19 protein-coding genes are annotated in these 22896 nt (G+C 71.4%); 5 read left to right on the top strand and 14 right to left on the bottom strand.

Annotated features, from left to right (window positions below):
* Window positions 1-34: 34 nt before the first annotated feature.
* On the bottom strand, window positions 35-2146 hold the full coding sequence (gene ligA, locus EPD65_RS05880) for an NAD-dependent DNA ligase LigA (protein ID WP_131582227.1): 2112 nt from the start codon (window positions 2144-2146) through the stop codon (window positions 35-37).
* A 131-nt stretch (window positions 2147-2277) separates the two neighbouring features.
* On the opposite strand from ligA, the gene EPD65_RS05875 reads away from it, so the two are divergent.
* Together EPD65_RS05875 and EPD65_RS05870 are read left to right on the top strand one after the other, a co-directional pair.
* Window positions 2278-2886, top strand: coding sequence for a TetR/AcrR family transcriptional regulator (locus tag EPD65_RS05875; protein ID WP_243640462.1), 609 nt, complete (start codon window positions 2278-2280; stop codon window positions 2884-2886).
* A 20-nt stretch (window positions 2887-2906) separates the two neighbouring features.
* Window positions 2907-4517, top strand: coding sequence for an MFS transporter (locus EPD65_RS05870; protein ID WP_131582225.1), 1611 nt, complete (start codon window positions 2907-2909; stop codon window positions 4515-4517).
* Window positions 4518-4594: 77 nt separating this feature from the next.
* Here EPD65_RS05870 and EPD65_RS05865 read toward each other — a convergent pair whose 3' ends face one another.
* The 11 genes from EPD65_RS05865 to EPD65_RS05815 form a co-directional block, all read right to left on the bottom strand.
* Window positions 4595-5752 (bottom strand): hypothetical protein, encoded by a 1158-nt coding sequence (locus EPD65_RS05865; RefSeq protein ID WP_131582224.1) that lies wholly within the window; start codon window positions 5750-5752, stop codon window positions 4595-4597.
* Window positions 5753-5823: 71 nt separating this feature from the next.
* Window positions 5824-6831: a uroporphyrinogen decarboxylase/cobalamine-independent methonine synthase family protein gene (locus EPD65_RS05860; RefSeq protein ID WP_243640461.1), complete on the bottom strand. Its 1008-nt coding sequence runs from the start codon at window positions 6829-6831 to the stop codon at window positions 5824-5826.
* Complete coding sequence (mnmA, locus tag EPD65_RS05855) at window positions 6828-7940, bottom strand: tRNA 2-thiouridine(34) synthase MnmA (RefSeq protein ID WP_131582223.1); 1113 nt, start codon at window positions 7938-7940, stop codon at window positions 6828-6830. The genes EPD65_RS05860 and mnmA overlap by 4 nt, the downstream gene beginning before the upstream one ends.
* Window positions 7941-7950: 10 nt before the next feature.
* Window positions 7951-9093, bottom strand: a complete 1143-nt coding sequence (locus EPD65_RS05850; protein ID WP_131582222.1) for a cysteine desulfurase family protein — start codon at window positions 9091-9093, stop codon at window positions 7951-7953.
* Window positions 9094-9118: 25 nt separating this feature from the next.
* On the bottom strand, window positions 9119-10066 hold the full coding sequence (locus EPD65_RS05845; RefSeq protein ID WP_131582221.1) for an endonuclease/exonuclease/phosphatase family protein: 948 nt from the start codon (window positions 10064-10066) through the stop codon (window positions 9119-9121).
* Between the two features lie 14 nt (window positions 10067-10080).
* Entirely contained in the window at window positions 10081-11199 is a 1119-nt protein-coding gene (gene proB / locus EPD65_RS05840) for a glutamate 5-kinase (RefSeq protein WP_131582220.1), read from the bottom strand.
* Window positions 11196-12746: a GTPase ObgE gene (gene obgE / locus EPD65_RS05835; RefSeq protein WP_131582219.1), complete on the bottom strand. Its 1551-nt coding sequence runs from the start codon at window positions 12744-12746 to the stop codon at window positions 11196-11198. The genes proB and obgE overlap by 4 nt, the downstream gene beginning before the upstream one ends.
* Window positions 12747-12864: 118 nt before the next feature.
* The gene (gene rpmA, locus EPD65_RS05830; RefSeq protein ID WP_107700322.1) at window positions 12865-13119 is read right to left on the bottom strand and encodes a 50S ribosomal protein L27; all 255 of its coding nucleotides are present in this window, start codon (window positions 13117-13119) and stop codon (window positions 12865-12867) included.
* Between the two features lie 45 nt (window positions 13120-13164).
* On the bottom strand, window positions 13165-13467 hold the full coding sequence (gene rplU / locus EPD65_RS05825; RefSeq protein ID WP_131582218.1) for a 50S ribosomal protein L21: 303 nt from the start codon (window positions 13465-13467) through the stop codon (window positions 13165-13167).
* 183 nt (window positions 13468-13650) lie between these two features.
* Entirely contained in the window at window positions 13651-16938 is a 3288-nt protein-coding gene (locus EPD65_RS05820) for an Rne/Rng family ribonuclease (protein ID WP_207891423.1), read from the bottom strand.
* A 377-nt stretch (window positions 16939-17315) separates the two neighbouring features.
* Window positions 17316-18008, bottom strand: coding sequence for a TIGR03936 family radical SAM-associated protein (locus tag EPD65_RS05815; RefSeq protein ID WP_131582217.1), 693 nt, complete (start codon window positions 18006-18008; stop codon window positions 17316-17318).
* Window positions 18009-18109: 101 nt separating this feature from the next.
* Between EPD65_RS05815 and EPD65_RS05810 the strand changes: the two genes are divergently transcribed.
* The 3 genes from EPD65_RS05810 to EPD65_RS05800 are packed head-to-tail and all read left to right on the top strand — an operon-like array spanning window position 18110 to window position 20160.
* Window positions 18110-18643 (top strand): hypothetical protein, encoded by a 534-nt coding sequence (locus EPD65_RS05810; RefSeq protein WP_131582216.1) that lies wholly within the window; start codon window positions 18110-18112, stop codon window positions 18641-18643.
* Complete coding sequence (locus tag EPD65_RS05805; protein WP_165872903.1) at window positions 18640-19494, top strand: DUF4190 domain-containing protein; 855 nt, start codon at window positions 18640-18642, stop codon at window positions 19492-19494. Before EPD65_RS05810 ends, EPD65_RS05805 begins: the two co-directional genes overlap by 4 nt.
* Window positions 19495-19500: 6 nt before the next feature.
* The gene (locus EPD65_RS05800) at window positions 19501-20160 is read left to right on the top strand and encodes a hypothetical protein (RefSeq protein WP_131582215.1); all 660 of its coding nucleotides are present in this window, start codon (window positions 19501-19503) and stop codon (window positions 20158-20160) included.
* Window positions 20161-20194: 34 nt separating this feature from the next.
* On the opposite strand, the gene EPD65_RS05795 is transcribed toward EPD65_RS05800, so the two are convergent.
* Both EPD65_RS05795 and EPD65_RS05790 read right to left on the bottom strand, forming a co-directional pair.
* The gene (locus EPD65_RS05795) at window positions 20195-20764 is read right to left on the bottom strand and encodes a TIGR03086 family metal-binding protein (RefSeq protein ID WP_131582214.1); all 570 of its coding nucleotides are present in this window, start codon (window positions 20762-20764) and stop codon (window positions 20195-20197) included.
* An 88-nt stretch (window positions 20765-20852) separates the two neighbouring features.
* The gene (locus EPD65_RS05790) at window positions 20853-22847 is read right to left on the bottom strand and encodes a TIGR03960 family B12-binding radical SAM protein (RefSeq protein ID WP_131582213.1); all 1995 of its coding nucleotides are present in this window, start codon (window positions 22845-22847) and stop codon (window positions 20853-20855) included.
* Window positions 22848-22896 lie beyond the last annotated feature (49 nt).

The raw sequence follows: 22896 nt of genomic DNA, 5'->3' as shown, positions 1-22896 counted from the left end.
CACCTGGTGACGAAAAGTCCACCCCTTGCTGCCGTCAGCCGTCGAGCGACGCGGGTCCTCCCGCGAGCAGGCGCACGAACGCCTCCTCGTCGAGGATGGTGAGGCCGAGCTCCTCGGCCTTCGCGGCCTTGGATCCGGCGTTCTCCCCGACGACGACGTAGTCGGTCTTCTTCGACACCGACCCGGCGGCCTTGCCGCCACGGGTGATGATCGCTTCCTTGACTGAGTCGCGTGTGAAGCCCTGGAGGCCGCCCGTGACGACGACGGTCAGGCCCTCGAGCGTCCGCTCGACCGATTCGTCGCGCTCGTCCTCCATGCGTACGCCGGCGGCCGCCCACTTCTCGACGATCTCGACGTGCCAGTCGACGTCGAACCACTCGATGACCGCCTCGCCGATGACGGCGCCCACGCCTTCGGTGTCGGCGAGCTCCTCGAGCGTCGCAGCCCGGATCGCCTCCATCGAGCCGAAGCGGGTCGCGAGAGCCCGGGAAGCAGAAGGACCGCAGTGGCGGATGGAAAGCCCGACCAGCACCCGCCAGAGCGCGGCCTGTTTGCTGGCCTCGAGGTTGGCGAGCAGCTTGAGGGCGTTGGCGCCCAGCTGCGGACCCTCCTCCCCCTTCTTGGGCGCGCGGGTGAAGAGCGGCACGCGCCCGAGGGACTCCTCGGTCAGGTCGAAGACGTCGCCCTCATTGGCGACGACGCCGGCCTGGTGGAGCGCGATCGCCGCCTCGTAGCCGAGGCCCTCGATGTCGAAGGCGCCGCGTCCGGCGACGTGGTTGATCCGCTCGACGACCTGGGCGCGGCAGTCGCGGTGGTTGGGGCAGCGCCGGTCCTTGTCGCCGGCCTTCTGCTCGACGAGCGCGGTGTCGCAGGCCGGACACGTCGTCGGCGGGACCCACTCCGGCAGGCCCTCGGGCCGCAGCGCGAGGACGGGACCGAGGATCTCCGGGATCACGTCGCCCGCCTTGCGCAGGATGACGGTGTCGCCCGGGCGGACGTCCTTGCGGGCCACCTCGTGGAAGTTGTGCAGGGTCGCCATCTCCACGGTCGAGCCCGCGACCTTGGTCGGCTCCATGACACCGAACGGCGTGACGCGGCCCGTGCGACCGGTATTGACCGCGATCGCCTTGAGGAGCGTGTGGACCTCCTCCGGCGGGTACTTGAAGGCGATCGCCCACCGCGGCGCGCGGCTGGTGGAACCGAGCCGGCGCTGCAGCGCGACGTCGTCGACCTTGACGACGACGCCGTCGATCTCGTGGTCGAGCACGCCCGCGTCGTGGCGGTGCTCGCCGAAGTAGTCGATGAACTCCTGCACGGCCGGCAATCCCTCGACCACCTTCACGGTCGGCGCGACGGGCAGGCCCCAGGCAGCGAGCGCGGCGTAGGCATGCGACTGCGCGGCGGGCTCGAAGCCGTCGCGGGCACCGATGCCGTGGCAGACCATCGTCAACCGCCCGAGGCGGCGCACGGCAGCGGCACGCTTGTCGGCCGTCACGGAGACGCCGTCGAGCTTGAGTCGGAGCGAACCTGCCGCGGTGTTGCGGGCGTTGGCGAACTCCTTGTCGCCCTGCGCACGCTGCTCCTCCAGCAGCGACTCGAACTCGGCCGTCGGCATGTAGACCTCGCCGCGGATCTCGACGAGCGCCGGCACCGGGAACTCGTCGGTGCCCGTGAGCTCCGCCGGGATCGACGCGATGTGCCGGACGTTGGGCGTGACGTCCTCGCCGGTCGTGCCGTCACCGCGCGTGAGCGCCCGCTCCAGCACGCCGTCGCGGTAGAGCAGGTTGATCGCGAGCCCGTCGACCTTGAGCTCGCACAGCAAGGCAGGCAGCGCGCCGGTGTCCCGCACGATGCGGTCGGCCCAGGCCGCGAGCTCCTCGTGGTCCATCGCGTTGTCGAGCGACTCCATCCGCTGCAGATGGTCGTACGACGCGAGGTCGCCGCTCGCGCGTCCCATCACGCGCTGGGTGGGACTGTCCGGCGTGACCAGCTCCGGGAACTGCTCCTCGAGCTCCCGCAGCTGCGCCAGCAGGCCGTCGTACTCCGCGTCGGCGAGCGGCGACGTGCCGTCGCGGTAGTAGGCGTCGGATGCGCCCTCGATCTGCTCGCTCAGCTCCCGGTGCCGCCGGCCCGCCTCATCGGTCATGGGGCAATCCTGCCCGACACCACTGACACCCGGACGCCGCGTCTCCCACCTCCGGGGTTGCGCTTCGATGAAACGATGCCGTACCGTCTGACGAAACGAAACAGTTTCGTTCCATCTGCACGGAGAAGCCCATGATGATGTCCTCTCTCCCCCTCGGGGGACACGGCAGCCGGCCGCGCGTCGAGGGCGACCGCGAGCGCGAGATCCTCGAGGCCACCCTCGCGGTGCTCTCGGAGGTCGGCTACGACCGGCTCACCATGGACGCCGTGGCCAAGCGGGCCAAGGCATCCAAGGCAACGCTCTACCGCCGCTGGGAGGCGAAGGTCTCCCTCGTCATCGACGCCCTCCTGCTGACCAAGCCGGCGCCGGCCACGCCCGACACCGGCAGCTTCCGCGACGACCTGATCGCGGCGTACTGCGGGCCCGAGGGGATGATCCAGCCGCAGGCGCTGGCGATCTTCTCGAGCGTCCTCACCGCCATCCAGCGCGACCCCGAGTTCGCCTCGGAGTTCCGCACCAAGGTCATCGGCCCCAAGGTCGCCGTGTCGTTCGAGATCTACGAGCGTGCCAAGGCACGTGGCGAGATCCGGGCCGACCTGCCGATCGATCTCTTCGCCCCCGCGCTCGCCGGCATCTGCCTGCACCGCGCCTTCATGCTCGGCGAGATCCCCGACCAGGACCTGGTCACCCGGATCGTCGACGAGCTGATCGTCCCCGCCGCCATCCACACCGTCGCCTGACCCGACTGACAAGGAACCCCATGTCCGACACCACCCTGGACACCCTCGAGGAGCAGGAGCCCGTCAAGGGTTCGACGCACCTCGGCTGGGCGCTCGTCCTCATCTGCGTTGCGCAGCTGATGGTCGTCCTCGACGCCACCATCGCCAACATCGCCATGCCGCCGATCGGCCGCGACCTCTCCATCTCCGGCCCCAACCTCACCTGGATCGTCACCGCCTACGCCCTGGCCTTCGGTGGCTTCCTGCTGCTCGGCGGCCGCCTCGGTGACCTCTACGGCCGCCGTCGCGCCTTCATGATCGGCCTGTCGGTCTTCGCTCTCGCATCACTGCTCGGTGGCTTCGCGCAGAACGAGGGCATGTTGCTCTCCTCGCGTGCCCTCCAGGGCCTGGGTGCGGCGCTCGCCTCCCCCGCCGCCCTGTCGCTGATCACCACGACGTTCCCGCCGGGTCCGTCGCGCAACCGCGCCATGGCGATGTACGCGACCATGTCCGGCGTCGGTGCGGCGATCGGCCTCATCCTCGGCGGCTGGCTCACGGACATGCAGTCCGTCTTCGGCCTGGACGTCCACGGCTGGCGCCTGACCTTCCTGATCAACGTCCCGATCGGTCTCGGCGCTGCCTTCCTGGCGCCGCGCATCCTCCCCGAGTCGGATCGCCACAACGGTCACCTCGACGTGCCCGGCGCCCTCGCCGGTACGGCGGGCCTGGTCGCCCTCGTCTTCGGCCTCACCCGGGCCGGCGAGGACGCCTACGGCTGGACGGCAGCTTCCACCATCGGAGCCCTCGTCGCCGCTGCCGTCCTCCTCGCGGCCTTCGTCGCGATCGAGTCCCGCGTGGAGCACCCGCTGCTGCCGTTCCGCATCCTTGCCAACCGCACCCGCGCGGCGTCGTTCGCCGCGATGATGCTGATGCCGGCCGCCATGTTCTCGATGTTCTTCTTCCTGAGCCTCTACATGCAGCAGGTCATCGGGTACGACGCCCTCCACACCGGCTTCGCCTTCCTGCCGTTCTGCGTCGGCATGATCTTCTCCGCCGGACTTGTCTCCAACCTGGTCACGAAGATCGACCCGAAGTTCATCGCCGGCACCGGAACGCTGATCGCGGGCACCGCGCTCTTCGGCTTCTCGCGCCTGTCGGTCGCCGACGACGCGCAGGCGGTCCTGGCGGCGACGCAGCCGGGCCACCACCTGGGCGACAGCATCAACTACTGGACCCAGATCATGCCGTTCATCTTCGTGATGGCGGTCGGCATGGGTGCCGTCTTCGTGCCGCTCACGCTCACCGCGGTGCACCACCTGCGCCACGAGGACTCCGGCATCGGTTCCGGCGTGCTCAACACGATGCAGCAGGTCGGCGGAGCGCTCGGTCTCGCAGTCCTGTCGACCGTCGGTGCGCACTTCCTCAACGCCCACAAGGCCGAGATCACGCCGGGCCTCGAGGCAGCCGGCCTGAAGGGCCAGGCGCTCGACGGCCTCGCCTACCTCGGTTCGTTCCCGACGGGCGCCACGCACGGCTTCCTCGTCGGCACGTTCCTGATGCTCGGCGCCTCGCTGATCGTCTGGATCTTCCTCAACGTCAAGCACGAGGAGCTGCAGGACGCCGAGGGCCACGGCGGCGTGCACATCGGCTGACCGTCACACCGGTTGACCGTCGTACGACGCACGAACGCGCGGCCACTCCCCGACCGGGAGTGGCCGCGCGGTGCATTTCAGTCGTGGAACCAGGTCAGCTTCTCCCCCGCGGCGACCAGCCCAGGAGTCGTCTCGGGCGCTACTCCCTCGAAGCCCTCAGCTCCCTGCTCCCCGTCGAGCGCCGCGAGTGCGTCGACGTCCATCTGCACCGTGCGGGCGCGCTCGCCGGGCGAGGACTGCAGGAACCACTGCTCGGTCGTCGCGTGCACGCCACGCCCTTGGAGCCAGACGTGCACCGTGTGGCCCTCGAAGTTCGCGAACGCGGCGCCCAGCCCCTTCCGTCCGGCGAAGACGGCACCGTCCCACGGCCAGCAGGTGAGGGTCGGCTGGCACTTCACCAGGTCCGTGTCCTCGGAGTCGATGACCGTGACGTGCAGGGTCAGCCCGTACCTGAGCCGGAGCGACACCCCGACTGCGTCCTCGACCGGGCCACCAGGCTCCTCGAAGGTGTCGGGACGGCCGCTGAGGATGAGGTCCTCGTACCCCATGCGGGAGAGGTGCGCCTGCACAGCCGCGGCAAGTGCGCGGGGCGTGGTACGCGGAGCGGGCGGGGGCTCCTCGAGACGTTGGGGCTTCACACGGGACGCGGTGACGCCGTCCTTGGCAAGGCGTTCCCCCGCAGAGACGGCCGCGGTCGTCGTCGTGAGCGAGAACGCCGGGTCGGTGACGATCTCCGCAAGCTGCCGCAGGTCGAACGGCAGCAGGCTCGTGCGCGGGTCACCCTCCATGCCGCCCTCGTAGCCGACCGAGCGCAGCTCTCCGCCGCGGACGACGGACACCACGAGCGCCGGCGGCGCGTCCTCGCTGCCCTCCTGCCAGGTCAGGTCTGCGTCACCGAGCGGGACGCAGGATCGCTTCTCGCAGGAGGGGAAGTCCTTCGGGACCGGCTGGACCTGCACGTCCAGGGTCCAGTCCGGGTCCGGCTTCCAGCGCAGCAGGCCACCCAGCGAGGGGTCCTTGGTGCCCATGTCGTCGATCGGTGCCCCCGCCTCGCTGTACTCGATCTCATCGGGTTGCGGAGTGAGGTGGCTCAGAGCCACGGCAACGAGCGCCTGCGACGTCGCCCTCGCGGGCTTGCCCGCGTGCAGGTCGTCGCCGCCACAACCGGTGAGCAGGCCAGCAGCCACGACTGTCGCCGCAGCAGCGGCGACCACGCGGCGGGGAGAGATCAGCATGGGCAGACCGTACGACGCTCACTGTGCTCTGTATATGAGGTCACCAGATGACCTCATATGCACAGCAGACGTCAGCGCAGGTGCTTCGACGCTGCCTGGACGAGCTCGTGTGCCCGGCGTGCCCAGGCCGGCGAAGCACCCGCCAGACCGCAGCCCGGCGTGAGCACGAGGCCGGGGGTCGGCTCGAGCCCGAGCATGTCGAGGAACCGCAGTGCCTTCTCGGCAACCGCCTTTTCCGTCGGCAGGGTCGCCGGGTCGAGGGTCGGGACCACGCCGAGCAGGACCCGCTCCCCCGCTTCCAGAGCAGCCGCCACCCCGTCGTACGCGGCGGCAGGGAGCACTGACAGGTCGACCGCGAGACCGCGGGCGCCCGCCCCACGGATCAGGTCGATCGGCACGGCAGCAGCACAGCAATGGACGAGCGGCGTTGCGCCCGCATCCGTCACGGCGCCGAGCACCGTCTCCAGCAAGCCTGACGCCTCGGGCGGATGGACGGCGCGGTGCTTGCCGAAGCCCGACGCGGTGGGGATCTGCGCAGCCAGGACAGCGGGCAGCGCCGGTTCGTCGATCTGGACGAGGATCTCGGCGGCACCCGGCACCCGGCGGCGCACGTCGGCGACGTGGTCCGCGATGCCGAGGGCGAGCGCTTCGGCGAGCTCGCGCCGCGCCCCGTGGTCCGCGAGGACCTTGTCCCCGCGCGGCTTCTCGACGGTGGCCGCGAGCGTCCACGGTCCGCAGACCTGCACCTTGACCGGACCTGCCAGACCCTGCGCGTGCTCCTCGAAGACGTCGAGGTCGCGGCCCAGGAGCGAGCGCGCACGCCGGTGGTCGACGCCGGACCCCGACCCGGTGAGCCGCCAGCCCGCCGGCTGGAGGTCGACGCCCAGCTCGGAGACGAGCGCGAGCGCGCGGCCGGTCATCGACGCCCCGGCGCCACGGCCCGGCAGCTCCGGGAGGTACGGCAGGTCGGGCACCTCGCCGAGCACCAGCCGCACCGCCTCGGCGTACTCGCGGGCGTTGTCGTCCTCGGAGCCCAGCACCTCGCCGCCTGGCAGGGAGCCGATGCCGGTGGCGATCACGCGCCCTCCCCCACAGCCGTACGACGCGTGGACGCGATCGTCGCGGAGCCGACGACACGGGAGCCGTCGTAGATGACCGCGGCCTGTCCGGGCGCGATGCCGGAGGCTGCGTCGAGCAGGTCGATCTCGACCGACTCCCCCGCAACCCGGACGCTCGCGCGGTGCTCGGCACCATGTGCCCGGAGCTGCACGGTGACCTCGGGACCGTCGAGCGTCGTCGGCACCGCACCGCACCAGCGGGGCTTGATGCAGCTGAGCCCGTCGATCCGCAGGTCCTCGCGGGAGCCGACCGTGACGGTGCCGGTGACCGGCGAGATGTCGAGCACGAAGCGTGGCTTGCCGTCGGCGGCGGGCACACCCAGCCGGAGGCCCTTGCGCTGGCCGATCGTGAAGTGGTGGGTGCCCTCGTGCGAGCCGAGGACCTCGCCATCGGCGTCGACGATCGCACCCGCGGCCGGCGCCGAGGCACCCAGCTTCTCGGTCAGCCAGCCACCGGTGTCACCGTCGGCGATGAAGCAGATGTCGTGCGAGTCCGGCTTGTCGGCGACGAGCAGCCCGCGACGGGCCGCCTCCGCGCGGATCTCCGGCTTGGGGGTGTCGCCGAGCGGGAAGAGCGAGTGCGCGAGCTGCTCCTGGGTCAGGACGCCGAGGACGTAGGACTGGTCCTTGGCGGCATCGACGGCGCGGTGCAGCTCGACGAGCCCATCGGCCCCGGTGCGCAGCGTTGCGTAGTGGCCGGTCACGACCGCGTCGAAGCCGAGCGCCAGCCCGCGCTCCAGCACCGCGGCGAACTTGATCTTCTCGTTGCAGCGCAGGCACGGGTTGGGCGTGCGGCCGGCGGCGTACTCACTGAGGAAGTCCTCGACGACGCCCTCGTGGAACTCCTCGCTCATGTCCCACACGTAGAACGGGATGCCGATGACGTCGGCGGCACGACGGGCGTCGTTGGAATCCTCGATCGTGCAGCAGCCACGGGCGCCCGAGCGGTACGACTTCGGGTTGCGCGAGAGCGCCAGGTGGATGCCGGTCACGTCGTGGCCCGCCTCGACGGCCCGCGCGGCAGCGACGGCGGAGTCCACTCCCCCGGACATGGCAGCCAGCACCCTCATCGCGACACCCTCATCGTCGTACGCCGGCGGCGCGGGCGCGCTGGACGGCCGGGCCGATCGCGGCGACGACCGCCTGGACGTCCGCTGCGCTCGAGGTGTGACCGAGGCTGAAGCGCAGCGAGCCGCGGGCCTCCTCCGGACCGCACCCCATCGCGAGCAGGACGTGCGAGGGCTGCGGGACGCCGGCATTGCACGCCGAGCCCGTCGAGCACTCGATGCCCTGGGCGTCGAGAAGCATCAACAGGGAGTCGCCCTCGCAACCGGGGAAGCCGAGGTTGGCGTGACCGGGCAGCTGCCGGGCGGGGTCTCCGTGGACGACGGCATCGGGCACGGCGGCGAGAACGCCGGCCACCAGCTCGTCGCGCAGGGCCGACAGCCGGGTGTGCGTGTCGGCCTGCTCCTTCACGGCCAGCTCGACGGCGGCGGCGAAGCCCGCGATGGCCGGGACGTCGATCGTGCCGCTGCGCAGGTCGCGCTCCTGACCACCGCCGTGGAGCACGGGCGTGAGCTCCAGCTCGCGGCGCACCAGCAGCGCGCCGACGCCGTACGGGCCGCCGAGCTTGTGGCCGGTGAGGGTGAGTGCGTCGAGGCCGCTCGCGGCGAAGTCGACGAGCACGGCCCCGACCGCCTGGACCGCGTCGCTGTGCACCGGGACGCCGTACGCCGATGCGCGCGCGACCACCTCGTCGAGCGGCTGGAGGACACCGGTCTCGTTGTTGGCCCACATCACCGAGACGAACGCGACGTCGTCACCGAGCGACGCGTCGAGGGCGGCGAGGTCGAGCCGGCACCCGGCGTCGACCGGCAGCAGCGTCACGTCGGCGCCCTCGTGCTGCTCGAGCCAGGCAAGCGGGTCGAGGACGGCGTGGTGCTCGATCGCGGTCGAGACCACGCGGCGTCGACCCCGCGACCACCAGAGCCCCTTGAGGGCCAGGTTGTCCGCTTCGGTGCCGCCGGAGGTGAAGACCACCTCGGTCGGTCGGGCACCCAGCGCCTGCGCGATCCGCTCCCGTGACTCCTCCACCACGCGGCGCGCGGCGCGGCCCGACGCGTGGAGCGACGACGCGTTGCCCGCCTTGCCGAACTGCGCAGCCATGCCCTCGATCGCCTCCGGGCGCATCGGGGTCGTCGCAGCGTGGTCGAGATAGGTCATGGCAGGGCCAAGATTACGGGCCGGGTCAGCCGAGCCGGAGGTCGGCAACCAATGCCGCGTGGTCGGTGCCGTGGATGACGTGCGCTGCGGTCGACTCCGCGCGGACGTCGACACGCACCAGCACGTGGTCGATCGCCGCCAGAGGGAACGGCAGGCCCTTGGATCCGTCGGTCGGCCAGGTCGGCTGCCAGCCCGATCCCGCCTGCTCGGCCGCATCCCGCAGGCCGCCGCGCGTGAGGATCTCGCGGAACGGCGGGTTGTCGAGTGTCGCGTTGAAGTCACCGAGCGCGATGTCGGGCGGCGAGGCGGCTGCGAGGTCGGCGAGCCGGCCCTGGTCGTCGATCCAGCGCGCGTCGTACGGATAGGCCGGGTGGACCGCCCAGATGGTCAGCCCGTCCATGTGGAACGACCACGATCCGTGGCGCGTGCCCAGATCCTGCGCATCGGTCAGCGGGCGCGTGGCGAACGCCATCGTGCCGCTCGCCCCCGGAGCAGGTACGCCGACGGCGTACGGGAAGCGGGTGCGCAGGCCCAGCGACGCGAGGCCTTCGAGGAGCTGCGGCGTGAGCTCCTCCAGCACCAGCAGGTCGACGTCCGCAGTGCGCGCCGTGCGCAGCACCTCAGCCGCGTCGGCATCGCCGAGCTTGAGGTTGGCCGTCATGACGCGCAGGACCTTGCCCGAGGCCGGGGCACCGACCCAGCGCGGCGCCGCATGGGCACCAGCCAGGGAGACCCCGACCAGCAGGGTGAGCGTCAGCGGAAGTGCGACGACCCGGCGCCCCAGACCACCGAGCGGGAGCACCGCCAGCAGCAGCGCCATCACCATCAGTGGCAGGGCGACCTGCGAGAACGCCTGGACACCGACCAGACGCGGGTCCTTGACGGTGACCAGGTGGCTACCCAGGAGGAGGTACGCCGCCAGCCCGGCGAGCGCCGCGCAGACCAGCCGCACCGACCGCACGACGTCACGCACCGGGACCGCCATGCTCAGAGCAGGACGAGGTCGTCGCGGTGGATGACGACGCGGTCGTAGCCCTCGCCGAACTCGGCCAGCAGCGCGGCGGACGACTTGCCGAGCAAGCCGGGCACCTCGGAGGCGTCGAAGTTGACCAGGCCGCGCGCGACGGAGGTGCCTGCCGGGTCGACCAGGTCGACCGGGTCACCCGCCTCGAAGGCGCCCTCCGCACCGGTCAGGCCGGCAGCGAGGAGCGACGCCCCGCGCGAGACGACGGCACGTGCAGCACCGGCGTCGAGCAGCAGGCGCCCCTTGGGCTCGGTGGCGTGCGCGAGCCAGAGCAGCCGGGTGGGGCGGCGCTTGCCGGTGGCGTGGAACAGCGTGCCGACGGCGTCGCCGCCGAGTGCGGCTGCGGCGTTGTCCGAGGACGTGAGGACGACGGGGATGCCGGCGCCGGTCGCGATGCGCGCCGCCTCGACCTTGGTGACCATGCCGCCGGTGCCGACGCCGGCAGCGCCGACCGAACCGATCTGCACGCCGGCCAGGTCGGCCTCGCTGCGGACGTCGGTCAGCATCTGCGTGCCGGGCTGCGACGGGTGGCCGTCGTAGAGACCGTCGACGTCGGAGAGCAGCACCAGCAGATCGGCATGGACCATCTGGGCGACCAGTGCCGCAAGCCGGTCGTTGTCGCCGAACCGGATCTCGTGCGTGGCCACCGTGTCGTTCTCGTTGACGACGGGGAGCACGCCGAGATGGAGCAGCTCCGCGAGCGTCTGGTGGGCGTTGCGGTAGTGCGCGCGACGGGTGACGTCATCGACCGTGAGCAGGACCTGCCCGGCGATGAGTCCGTGGCGCGCCAGCTCCTCGGTGTAGCGGTGGACGAGAAGGCCCTGGCCGACCGACGCAGCGGCCTGCTGCGCAGCCAGGCCGCGCGGGCGCCTGGCGAGGCCGAGGGGCGCCAGACCGGCGGCAATCGCGCCACTGGAGACCAGCACGACCTCCGCCCCGCGGGCCCGCACCGAGGCGAGGACGTCGACCAGGCGGCGTACGCGCTCGGGGTCGATGCCTCCGGCCGCGGTCGTCAGGGAGGAGGAACCGACCTTGACGACGATGCGCGAGGCAGCGGTCACCTCCGGGCGGAGTCCGCTCATGCCTTGGCGTCCGGGTCGTAGTCGGCCCAGTCCGGGTCCTCGGCGGAGCCGATCTCGTAGGACATCGGACCCGACGTGCCACCACGGGCGGCATCGAGGCGGCGGGCGACGTCCGCACGGGTCTCGGTCTCGCTCTTCTCCTCCATCGCCTCGGCGATGTCGCGACGACGCTGGTTGGCGGGACGGTCCTCGCGCAGGCGCTGGTCCTCACCGCGACGGCCGAGCATCTCGCCCGCGCCCGCATCGAGCTCCGGCTTGAAGTCGAAGACCACCGAGTTGTCCTCCGCACCGATGACGACGGCGTCGCCCTCGACAGCGCCGGCCTCGACGAGGCGCTTCTCGACGCCCAGGCGGTTGAGGCGGTCGGCCAGGAAGCCCACGGCCTCCTCGTTGGAGAAGTCGGTCTGGCGGATCCAGCGCTCGGGCTTCTCGCCGCGCACCCGCCAGCCCTCGTCCGTCCGGGTGACGCTGAAGTCGTCGGCACCGTCGATGCTGCGCGGGCGCAGCACGATGCGGGTGGCCTCCACCTCGGGCTGGGCGGTGCGGGAGGCCTGGACGATCTTCGCCATCGCGAAGATCAGCTCCTTCATGCCCTCACCCGACGCGGCCGAGACCTCGAAGACCTCCAGGCCACGCTCGCGCAGCTCCTCCACGACGAACGACGCGATGTCGCGCCCGTCGGGGACGTCGATCTTGTTGAGCGCGACCAGACGCGGACGGTCCTCGAGACCGCCGTAGCGCTGGAGCTCGCTCTCCATGATGTCGAGGTCGTCGACGGGGTTGCGGCCCGGCTCGATGTTGGCGGTGTCGATGACGTGCAGCAGCGCCGCGCAGCGTTCGATGTGGCGCAGGAAGTCGTGGCCCAGGCCGCGGCCCTCGGCAGCACCCTCGATCAGGCCGGGCACGTCGGCGACGGTGAACGTCGTGTCGCCCGCGCGGACGACGCCGAGGTTCGGGACCAGCGTGGTGAACGGGTAGTCGGCGATCTTCGGCCGGGCGCGGCTGATGCTCGCGATGAGCGAGGACTTGCCGGCCGAGGGGAAGCCGACGAGGCCGATGTCGGCCACGACCTTCAGCTCGAGGACGATCTCGAGCTCGTCACCGGGCTCACCGAGGAGCGCGAAACCGGGCGCCTTGCGCTTGGCGCTCGCGAGCGCGGCGTTGCCGAGGCCGCCCTTGCCGCCCTGGGCCACGACCATCTCCGTGCCGGCGCCGAGCATGTCACCGAGGACCGTGCCGTCGCGGAGGCTGACGATGGTGCCGTCGGGCACCGGCAGGATCAGGTCCTGGCCGTGTGCGCCGTTGCGGTGGTCGCCCGCGCCGCCGCCACCGCTGGAGGCCTTGCGCTTGGGGCTGTGGTGGTAATCGATCAGCGTCGTCACGTCGGGATCGACGCGCAGGATCACGGAGCCACCGGGGCCGCCGTTGCCGCCGTCAGGGCCACCGAGCGGCTTGAACTTCTCACGGTGGACGGACGCCACGCCGTGGCCACCACGTCCTGCCGCGACGTGCAGCGTCACCTTGTCGACGAAGGTGGGGACAGCCATGGGGTTACTTCCGATCCGCGAGGGCCGCACGCCGGGACGGCGTACGAGTAGAAAATACCGAAGGGCGCCCCCACGAGTGGGACGCCCTTCGATGAAGACTCAGATGAGTGACGTCAGGTCACTCGCCCGGGACGATGTTGACGACGCGACGGCCGCGCTTCGTGCCGAACTCGACCGCACCGGCGGCGAGGGCGAAGAGGGTGTCGTCGCCACCACGGCCGACGTTGGAGCCGGGGTGGAAGTGCGTGCCACGCTGGCGGACGATGATCTCGCCGGCGTTGACCAGCTGGCCACCGAAGCGCTTCACGCCGAGGCGCTGGGCGTTCGAGTCACGACCGTTCTTGGTGCTCGCGGCACCCTTCTTGTGAGCCATTGTTCAGTCCTCTGGGATCTGTTCGAAGTTCGAGTCGCGCAACGCTCAGGCGTTGATCGCGGTGACCTTGACCTGGGTGTACTTCTGACGGTGACCCTGGCGCTTCTTGTAGCCGGTCTTGTTCTTGTACTTCTGGATGATGATCTTCGGGCCCTTGAAACCACCGAGGACCTCAGCGGAGACGGAGGCCTTGTCGAGACCGGTGGAGGTCACGGCCTCACCGTCGACGAGGAGCACCACGGGGAGCTCGACGGACTCGCCGGCCTTCGCCGAAACGAGGTCGATCTCGATGACGTCGCCCACGGCAACCTTCTGCTGCTTGGCGCCAGCCTTGACGATCGCGTACACCGCGGTCTCCTTCGATCAGTGCTTGAAAACTAAGGGCTTCCCTGGGGCTCTCCGGCACCGGGGCCGCACAGGGAACGAGGGGCGCGCTTCTTCAACGCACCGAGGGTCAACAGTACGGGAGCCGCGGCAGAGGCGCAAAACGAGGCTGTGCTCGCCTTGTCGCCCCTGCCGCGACGGTTCCGCTTATCGCTTGCGGGAGTTCTTCTTCACGGGCACGTGGAGCTCGGCCGAGGCCTGCTCCTCCGCGGGGGCCGAGGCCTCCACGGACACGCCCGCACCAGCGGCACGCGTGACGGCCCGACGGGTGCGCGTGACCACGCGCGGCGGCTCGGGAGCCGTGGCCGGCTCGGTCGCGACGACGGGGGCCACCACGATCTGCACCGGCTCGGGCGCGGCACCGGCCGTCGATCCCGCAGCCCGGCGTACGGCGCGGCGCTGGCGGGTCACGACCGTCGTCGTCGCGACCGCAGCAGCCGGAACCTCGACCTCGTCGCCTTTGGTCTCCTCGACCACGGGCGTCTCGGACTCCACGACCTCGACCTCGGGCTCGGGCTCGGCCGCGGGCTCGGGCTCGGCCGCGTGCTCGGCGGCGACCGGAGCTGCCTCGGCCTCGTCGGCCTCGTCGGCGTCGCCAGGCTCCACAGCGCCGGACTCCTCAGCGGCAGCCTCCGCCGCCGCAGCGGCCTCGGCAGCAGCCTTGCGCTCGGCAGCACGTGCCTCACGCTGGGCCTGGCGCTCCGCGTCGCGGGCGGCCTTGCGCTCGGCGGCCTCGGCAGCCTTGCGCTCGGCCTCGGCCGCCGCAGCGGCCTCCTCCTCGGCGCGCTGCTGGGCACGGAGCTCGCGCAGGTCGGGCTCCCCCGGCAGGAACTCGGGTACGACGGCCGCCTCACGCGGAGCAGCCGCGGTGGCCGTCTCCTCGGCAGGCGTCTCGACGACGGCGACTGCCGCATCGGCAACGGCATCGGCCTCGACGACCGCGTCCGCGTCCGCCTCCTCCGGTGCGTGGGCGATGGCGGCGACGTCAGCGGGCGACGGCGCCTTGGCGCCCTGCTCCTGCTGCTGGCCACCGTTGCCACCGCGACCGCGGTTGCGACGGTTGCCACCGCGCGGGCTGCCGCCCTCGTCGGTCTTCTTCGGCTCGATCGGCATCGCGTGCGTGATGTGTCCGTCGCCGTGGCAGTGCTCGCAGGTCTCGGAGAACGCCTCGAGGAGGCCGGTGCCGATCCGCTTGCGGGTCATCTGCACGAGGCCGAGCGAGGTCACCTCGGCGACCTGGTGGCGCGTACGGTCGCGACCGAGGCACTCGACGAGGCGACGCAGGACCAGGTCCCGGTTGGACTCGAGGACCATGTCGATGAAGTCGACGACGATGATGCCGCCGATGTCGCGCAGGCGGAGCTGGCGCACGACCTCCTCGGCTGCCTCGAGGTTGTTCTTGGTGACCGTCTCCTCGAGGTTGCCACCGGAGCCGGTGAACTTGCCCGTGTTGACGTCGACGACCGTCATCGCCTCGGTGCGGTCGATGATCAGCGAGCCGCCGGACGGCAGCCAGACCTTGCGGTCGAGGCCCTTGGCGATCTGCTCCTGGACCCGGTACGTCGCGAAGACGTCGTCGCCGGCGTACTGCTCGAGGCGGTCCTCGAGGTCGGGGGCGACGTGCGCGACGTACTGCTGGACGGTGTTCCAGGCGTCGTTGCCCTGGATGACCAGCTTGCCGAAGTCCTCGGTGAAGAGGTCGCGGACGACCTTGAGCGTGAGGTCCGGCTCGCCGTAGAGCAGGCGCGGGGCGTTGCCCTTGGCGTCGCCCTGCGTGTGCTTCTCGATCTCTTCCCAGCGGGCCTTGAGGCGCTCCACGTCGCGGGTCAGCTCGTCCTCGGCAGCGCCCTCGGCGGCCGTGCGGACGATGACGCCGGCGGTGTCCGGGACGATCTCCTTGAGGAGCGTCTTGAGGCGGGCGCGCTCGGTGTCGGGGAGCTTGCGGGAGATGCCGCTCGTGGTGCCGTCGGGCACGTAGACGAGGAAGCGGCCGGCGAGCGAGACCTGCGAGGTCAGGCGGGCGCCCTTGTGGCCGATCGGGTCCTTGGTGACCTGCACGAGGACGGTCTGGCCGGAGCTCAGGACGTTCTCGATCTTCCGCGGCTGGCCCTCCTTGTGGCCGAGCGCGGACCAGTTGACCTCACCGGCGTACAGGACGGCGTTGCGGCCCTTGCCGATGTCGATGAACGCGGCCTCCATGGAGGGCAGGACGTTCTGGACGCGGCCGAGGTAGACGTTGCCGATGAGCGACGTCTGCGACTCACGCGCCACGTAGTGCTCGACGAGGACCTTGTCCTCGAGGACGGCAATCTGGGTGAGGTCCTCGCGCTGGCGGATCACCATGACCCGGTCGACCGACTCGCGGCGGGCCAGGAACTCGGCCTCGGAGACGATCGGGGCGCGGCGGCGGCCGGCCTCGCGACCCTCACGGCGACGCTGCTTCTTGGCCTCCAGGCGCGTGGAACCCTGGACGCTGGTGATCTGGTCCTCGCCGGTGCGACTCTGGCGCACGCGGGTGACGGTGTTCTCCGGGTCGTCGCCCTCACCGGAGGAGGACTCGCCGGCGCGGACGCGGCGGCGGCGACGACGGGTGCTGCCGCCCTCACCGCCCTCGGAGTCGCCGTCGTTGTCGGAGTCGTTGGTCGCCTCGGCGTCGGCGGGGGCGTCTGCGTCGCCGTCCTCGGCGGACTCGTCGGCACCGTTCGACGCACCGTTGGCGTCGGCGTTGCCCGCGCCCTCGCCCGGCTTGCGGCGACGACGGCCACCACGGCGGCGGCGACGGCGGTTGGGGTTGCGCGGCTGGCCGTCGGCGTCCTCGTCGGTCTCGCCGTCCTCGGACTCGTCGTCCTCGGCGTCCGCCTCGTCGGCGGTCGCGTCGGCCGTGTCCGCGTCGGTCTCGGCGACCGCGGCGTCGGCCTCGACGGCGTCGACGTCCTCAGCCGCGGCCTCGTCCTCGTCCGGCTCATCGGCAGGCTTCTCGGCAACCGGCGCGGCCGCCTTCTTCGCGGCCGGCTTGCGGGTGCGCTTGGGGGTCTCGGGAGCCTGGAAGAGGACGGCCGTCGCGGAGGCGTCAGCCGTCTCGGCGACCTCGGGGGTCGTCTCGATCGGCAGCGCCTCGTCGGCCTCCGGCTTCGCCGCGGCCTTCTTGGCGGGGGCCTTCTTGGCAGCAGCGGCCTTCTTCGCCGGCGCCTTCTTGGCGGCGGTCTTCTTGGCAGCTGCCTTCTTCGCCGGCTTCTCGGCGGGGGCGTCGCTCTCGGCGGTCGCCTCGGCCGCGGGCGCCGCCTTCTTCGCGGGCGCCTTCTTCGCAGCAGCCTTCTTGGCCGGGGCCTTCTTGGCCGGAGCCTTCTTCGCAGCAGCCTTTTTGGCCGGCGCGGGGGCCTGGGCGGCCTCGGCGCTCTCTGCTGCGTTGTTCTGCTCGGGGGTGGTCTCGCTCATCGGAGCTCCTCGTCGGCGGACCCCTGGATCCATCCGACGTTCGTCATGTTCGGCACCTCCGACCGGTCACCCGGGCGTGGTGCGAAAGCCTTCTTGTGGCGGCGAGTCCCCCGCTCGGGGCGCGTCAGTCGTGCGCGTCTGCCACCTGCCGCGGTCGCTGTGCCCCGCCGATCGAGAGCTGCTGTCACCAGCCCTGCATCAATCAAGGGAGCCGCGTCGCGGCGTGGTGACGACCTTCACCACTGTGCCGGCAGGGCCGGCGAGAACGTCGTCGGATCTCGATCTCCTCCACAGGGTGCGGACGAGACGTCGATCACTGGGGAGTATCGCACACCGCCTCGCCGAGCCCCATTCTTCGGACCCGGCCAGTCGTCGCCTCAGGCCAGCGGGTCGCCGATCACGGCGTCGCCCTCGAGGGGCCCCTGCTCCAGGCGCGTGTAGAGCGGCGCACCCGCGCCGTTGAGGCCGATGCCCGTGACGACGTCGTCGGGCCGGACGCTCGGCACACCGTGGCGGACGACCACGTTGAGCCGGCTGCCCCGCTCCCCCGGCTCGACGGTCAGCGCGAGCACGGCGGCACGGCAGTCGAACGAGCGCAGGCCCTTCTTGGTCATGCGCTCCACGAGCACCTCCTCGGCGGCCAGGAACGCCGCGACCGCGGCCTCCGCCTCGGCCACCGGAGCCGCGAGGTCGATCAGCCAGCGGCTGGCCTCGAGCTTGTCGGCGAGCGATCCACCGGGCGACACCACGATCGAGAGGACGTCGAGCCCGTCGGGCAGCGCCTCGCTCAGCAGCTCGTGGACACCGGCCGGGTCGACGACCTCGCGCAGGGCGATCTCGACGTACTCCGCCTCGCTGGCCGAACCGGTCGGTGCCGCGCCGGCGTACGAGATGCGCGGGTGCGGGTTGAAGCCCGACGAGTAGGCCATCGGGATGCGCGCGCGGAAGACCGCGCGCTCGAAGGCGCGACTGAAGTCGCGGTGACTGGTGAACCGGAGGCGGCCGCGCTTGGCGTACCGGATCCGCAGTCGCTGGACCGGAGGGGCCTGCTGCTCGGGCTGTTCGCGCACGGGCAGAGGATATCGAGGATCCAGCCATACGCCGTCCTCGCCCACGTGCGCGGCGATACGCTGCGGTCTCCGATCCGACGCGAACCCGTGGAAGGTGCTCCGTGGCCCAGCAACCGACGTGGCGCGGGCACCGCGCGCCCGTCGAGGACGGGGACCCGCCCGGCCCGGCCCGGCCCACCGGACGGCCGCGATGGGTGTGGCTGCTCGGCATCGGGGCGGCCGCCGCGATCGTTGCCGGCTGTGCTGCCCTCACCAGCCACCTCGTGCGTCACGACCCTGCGACGCTCCCGGCCATCACCGACCACAGCTGCCTGTCCAGCACCGACCTCGCCCGCGGTGACACCAGCCTGCGGCACCTCGCCACCGTCGACTGCGACCGCCTCCACGACGCCGAGGTGTTCGCCCTGCGCACGATCGCCCCCGGCGAAGACCTCGACGACGTGGGTGTGCGGTGCCTCGAGGTCGCCACCCGGCTCGGCATGGACTCCGCCGCCCTCGCCGCGCGCGATCTCGAGGTCCGCCCGCTCGCCCTCACCGACAGGGAGCCCACGGCCGGGACGCCCGTCGCCTGCTTCGTCCGCCAGCAACACGGCACCCCCCAGAGCGGTGCCGTCTTCTCAGGGAGTGACCGATGAACCTTCCGTCGTACCCGGGCCAGCCGCAGCCCGAGCAGCCGCAGCAGCCGACGCCGGCTCCTCCGGCACCGCCGGTACCGCCGGCGCCCCCTGCCCCTCCTGCCCCTCCGGCACCACCTGTTCCCCCGGTCTACCCGGGCGCGGGCGCGGTGCCACCGGCTCCCCCGGTCCCTCCGGCGTTCCCGCCGGCCCCTCCGGGTGGCGGTTACCCGCCTCCGGCGTACCAGGCGTACGGCGGGGCGAACGACGGCAGCGCGTCGTACAGCGGCGTCGCGATCGCGTCGTTCGTGCTCTCCCTGACCTGCTGCCTGGGCATCCTCGCCGTGCCGCTCGGCATCGTCGGCATCGTCAAGACCGGACCGGGCAAGGCGCGCGGCCGCTGGATGGCGGTCACGGGTCTGGTGCTCGGCGTCATCGGCACGATCGTGGCCGCTCTCGTGACCCTCGCCACGATCGGCGTCATCGCAGCCAGCCAGCGCGTCGTGACGCCCGACAACGCCACGGCCGGCCAGTGCATCGCGGCCACCACCAAGAACGACAACGTGACGATGATCGACACCGGTTGCTCGCTCGACCACAACGGCCAGATCTTCGCCGTACTGACGCCGACTGCCGCCGACGTAGCCGCCGGTCGCACGTCCCTGGAGCTCTGCATGACCCGTGTCGCCGGCGCGTTCCCCGGCATCCAGGGCCGCGTCGTCAAGGGTCAGCCGCGCCTCACGATCGCAGGCGAGGAGGTCGAGATCTCGGCCGCCAGCGCCCAGCGCGGGATCAAGGCGGGCCAGCCGGTCGCGTGCTGGATCGAAGCGGTGGACGGCACCCTCGACACCGACCCTGTCGCTCACGACTGACCCACGATGAGCGCGTTCCAGCCGCCTCCCCCGGGTTACGGGAGCGCCTACCGGCCGCCGACGCCACCGACGCCGTACGACGGAGTGTCGATCGCCGCGTTCGTCTGCGCTCTGACGTGCTGCGCGGCGCCGGTGGCGATCGGGCTCGGTATCGCGGGCATCGTGCGGACCGCCGGCGCGCGGCGGCGCGGACGGTGGATGGCGGTCTCCGGTCTGGTGATCGGCCTCGTCGCGACCGTGGTCGGCGCGGCGCTGACGATCGGCCTGATCGTGCTCGGGGCGAACTCGTTCGACACCCCGAGCGCCGTGCCCGGCGACTGCCTCGACGTGACGCACGCCTTCGACGGCACCGACTACTGGGGCGCGAGCTGTTACGGACCGCACGACGGCGAGATCGTGGCCGCGGGCACGCTCGGGCGCGAGGGAGCAGCCAAGGCAGCCGCGTTGAGCGAGGCCGACTGGTGCAAGGCCGCCGTGCCCGACGACGTACTCACGCTCCTGAAGGGCGGCGAGTTCACGCTGGGCATGGTCACGGACGCGTGGGACCCGACATCGCCGGAGGCCGGCGACAGCTGGTTCTGCTACGCCGAGCGGACCGACGGCACGCGCCTGTACGGCCCGCTGGACGGGTCATGGACCTCGCCGCAGAAGCCGATCGACACCTGAGCGGAGCCGCCCCGGGACAGGCCGGCCGCACCGCTCAGCCCGGTGACCACTCCGTGGCCCGACCGAACGCCGCCAGCAGGTCGGCCGCGGGATCGCTGGTCAGCGTTCCTCGTGGCCCGATGATGCTGGCTGCCCGATAGAGCTCCTCGCGATCGCGGAACCAGACGGCCACCGCCTCCACCAGCTCCGGGTCGAGCCCACGGTCCTGGCCGGACGCGGCAGCGAGGTCCCAGCCGTGGATGAGATGGTCCGCGGCGAGCTGCATCAGGTACTCCGTGGCCGCCTCCTCTCCGTAGGAGAGCTGGACGCGATCACCGTCGGCGACGCCGTCGCCCGAAGTGACCGCTGCGTCCGCGGCGCGTCGGCCGGCGTCCTTCGGGTCCGTGCCGAGCAGGTCACCGTCGAAGCGGTCGCCCACCTCCGCGATCGTCATGCCGGAGAGCAGCGGCGGCAGCCACAGCTCCTCGCCCACGACGTGGTTCACGAGCGCGCGCACGTCCCACTCGGTGCAGGGCGTGGGCGCCTCCCACGCATTTTCCGGTACGCCGTCGAGCAGCTGCTGCCAGCGGTCGACCGTCGCCCGGTGCAATGTCCTGACATCCATCCGACCATCGTGCGCCTGCTGGGCACCCCGGCGGCACCCCAGACCTGCGGGGGTTTGCCGGGATCAGGCCAGTGCAGGGGTCAGACGGTCAGTGGACGACCTGGGTCACCGTGCCGGGCTGCCCCGGCTGCCCACCACCGACCACCGCGAGCGGCAGCAGGGTCTGGCCGGTGGGGCCGATCTGGATCTCGGTGCCCATCTCCGGGCACACACCGCAGTCGTAGCACGGCGTCCAGCGGCAGTCCTCGACCTCGATGTCCTCGCCGTTGGCGGCCGCGAGCGCGTCCTCCCAGTCGGCCCACATCCAGTCCTTGTCGAGACCGGAGTCGAGGTGGTCCCACGGCAGGATCTCGTCGTACTCGCGGGTGCGGGTGGTGTACCAGTCGAGGTCGACGCCGGTGCCCTCGAGCGCGGTTGCCGCCGAGGCGACCCAGCGGTCGTAGGAGAAGTGCTCGGACCAGCCGTCGAAACGGCCGCCGTCGCGCCACACCTGCTCGATGATCGCGCCGACGCGGCGGTCACCGCGCGAGAGCAGGCCTTCGACCTGGCCGGGCTTGCCGTCGTGGTAGCGGAAGCCGATGGCGCGGCCGTAGCGGCGGTCGGCCCGGACCTCGTCACGCAGCTTGCGCAGGCGCTCGTCGGTGGTCTCGACGTCGAGCTGCGGCGCCCACTGGAACGGCGTGTGCGGCTTCGGCACGAAACCACCGATCGACACGGTGCAGCGGATGTCGTTGTGGCCGGTGACCTCGCGACCCTTCTGGATCACCTTCTTGGCCAGCTCGGCGATCTGCATGACGTCCTCGTCGGTCTCCTCCGGGAGGCCGCACATGAAGTAGAGCTTCACCTGCCGCCAGCCGTGGGAGTACGCCGCCGCAACGGTGCGGATCAGGTCCTCCTCGGTGACCATCTTGTTGATCACCTTGCGCATCCGCTCCGAGCCGCCCTCGGGCGCGAACGTGAGGCCCGAACGGCGCCCGTTGCGCGAGAACTCGTTGGCGAGCGAGATGTTGAAGGCGTCGACACGGGTCGACGGCAGCGACAGTGAGACGTTGGAGTCCTCGTAGCGGTCGGCCAGGCCCTTGGCGATGTCGCCGATCTCGGTGTGGTCGGCGGACGACAGCGAGAGCAGGCCGACCTCGTCGAAACCGGACTTGCGGACGCCGTTCTCGACCATGGCGGCGATCGTGGTGATCGAGCGCTCGCGGACGGGGCGGGTGATCATGCCGGCCTGGCAGAAGCGGCAGCCACGCGTGCAGCCGCGGAAGATCTCGACGGAGAAGCGCTCGTGGACGGTCTCGGCGAGCGGCACGAGCGGCTTGGCCGGGTACGGCCACTGGTCAAGGTCCATCAGCGTGTGCTTGACGACCTTCTCCGGTACGCCGGGGCGGTTGGGCGCCACGGCGGCGATCGCGCCGGCGTCGTCGTACGAGACGTCGTAGAACTTCGGCACGTAGATGCCACCCGTGGCGGCGAAGCGCGCGAGGAGCTCGTCGCGGCCGCCGGGCGAGCCGGCGTCCTTCCACTCCTTGATGATCTCGGAGATCTTGAGGACGACCTCCTCGCCGTCACCGAGCACGGCGGCGTCGATGAAGTCGGCGATCGGCTCCGGGTTGAACGCCGCGTGGCCGCCCGCGAGGATGATCGGGTCGGCGTCGGTGCGGTCGACGGCGTGGATCGGGATACCGCCGAGGTCCAGCGCGTTGAGCATGTTCGTGTAGCCGAGCTCGGTCGAGAAGCTCAGGCCCATGATGTCGAAGTCGCGGATCGGGCGGTGCGCGTCGACGGTGAACTGCGGGATGCCCTCCGATCGCATGATCTTCTCGAGGTCCGGCCAGACCGAGTAGGTGCGCTCGGCCACGATCCAGTCGCGCTCGTTGAGGACTTCGTAGAGGATCGCGACGCCCTGGTTGGGCAGGCCGACCTCGTAGGCGTCGGGGTACATCAGCGCCCAGTGGACCGTCGCCCCCTCGGGAGCGCAGTCCCACTCCTTGACGGTGGAGTTCAGCTCGCCGCCCACGTACTGGATGGGCTTCTGGACGCCGGACAGGAGCGGCTCGAGCTGGGGGAAGACAGACGCAGACACGCGCACCAGCCTACGGCCGATACATACGCTCGGCGAAACAGACGAATCG

The sequence above is a fragment of the Nocardioides jejuensis genome (genome assembly GCF_004337475.1).
In the GTDB taxonomy this organism is placed as follows: Bacteria; Actinomycetota; Actinomycetes; order Propionibacteriales; family Nocardioidaceae; genus Nocardioides; species Nocardioides jejuensis.
This window is presented reverse-complemented; position numbering and strand designations above follow the sequence as displayed.

Excerpts from the sequence above, each read along its gene's own strand:
- ligA (WP_131582227.1), bottom strand. The coding sequence starts at position 2,146 with ATGACCGATGAGGCGGGCCGGCGGCACCGGGAGCTGAGCGAGCAGATC.
- EPD65_RS05875 (WP_243640462.1), top strand. The coding sequence starts at position 2,278 with ATGATGATGTCCTCTCTCCCCCTCGGGGGACACGGCAGCCGGCCGCGC.
- EPD65_RS05870 (WP_131582225.1), top strand. The coding sequence starts at position 2,907 with ATGTCCGACACCACCCTGGACACCCTCGAGGAGCAGGAGCCCGTCAAG.
- EPD65_RS05865 (WP_131582224.1), bottom strand. The coding sequence starts at position 5,752 with ATGCTGATCTCTCCCCGCCGCGTGGTCGCCGCTGCTGCGGCGACAGTC.
- mnmA (WP_131582223.1), bottom strand. The coding sequence starts at position 7,940 with ATGAGGGTGCTGGCTGCCATGTCCGGGGGAGTGGACTCCGCCGTCGCT.
- EPD65_RS05850 (WP_131582222.1), bottom strand. The coding sequence starts at position 9,093 with ATGACCTATCTCGACCACGCTGCGACGACCCCGATGCGCCCGGAGGCG.
- proB (WP_131582220.1), bottom strand. The coding sequence starts at position 11,199 with ATGAGCGGACTCCGCCCGGAGGTGACCGCTGCCTCGCGCATCGTCGTC.
- obgE (WP_131582219.1), bottom strand. The coding sequence starts at position 12,746 with ATGGCTGTCCCCACCTTCGTCGACAAGGTGACGCTGCACGTCGCGGCA.
- rpmA (WP_107700322.1), bottom strand. The coding sequence starts at position 13,119 with ATGGCTCACAAGAAGGGTGCCGCGAGCACCAAGAACGGTCGTGACTCG.
- EPD65_RS05820 (WP_207891423.1), bottom strand. The coding sequence starts at position 16,938 with ATGAGCGAGACCACCCCCGAGCAGAACAACGCAGCAGAGAGCGCCGAG.
- EPD65_RS05805 (WP_165872903.1), top strand. The coding sequence starts at position 18,640 with ATGAACCTTCCGTCGTACCCGGGCCAGCCGCAGCCCGAGCAGCCGCAG.
- EPD65_RS05800 (WP_131582215.1), top strand. The coding sequence starts at position 19,501 with ATGAGCGCGTTCCAGCCGCCTCCCCCGGGTTACGGGAGCGCCTACCGG.
- EPD65_RS05795 (WP_131582214.1), bottom strand. The coding sequence starts at position 20,764 with ATGGATGTCAGGACATTGCACCGGGCGACGGTCGACCGCTGGCAGCAG.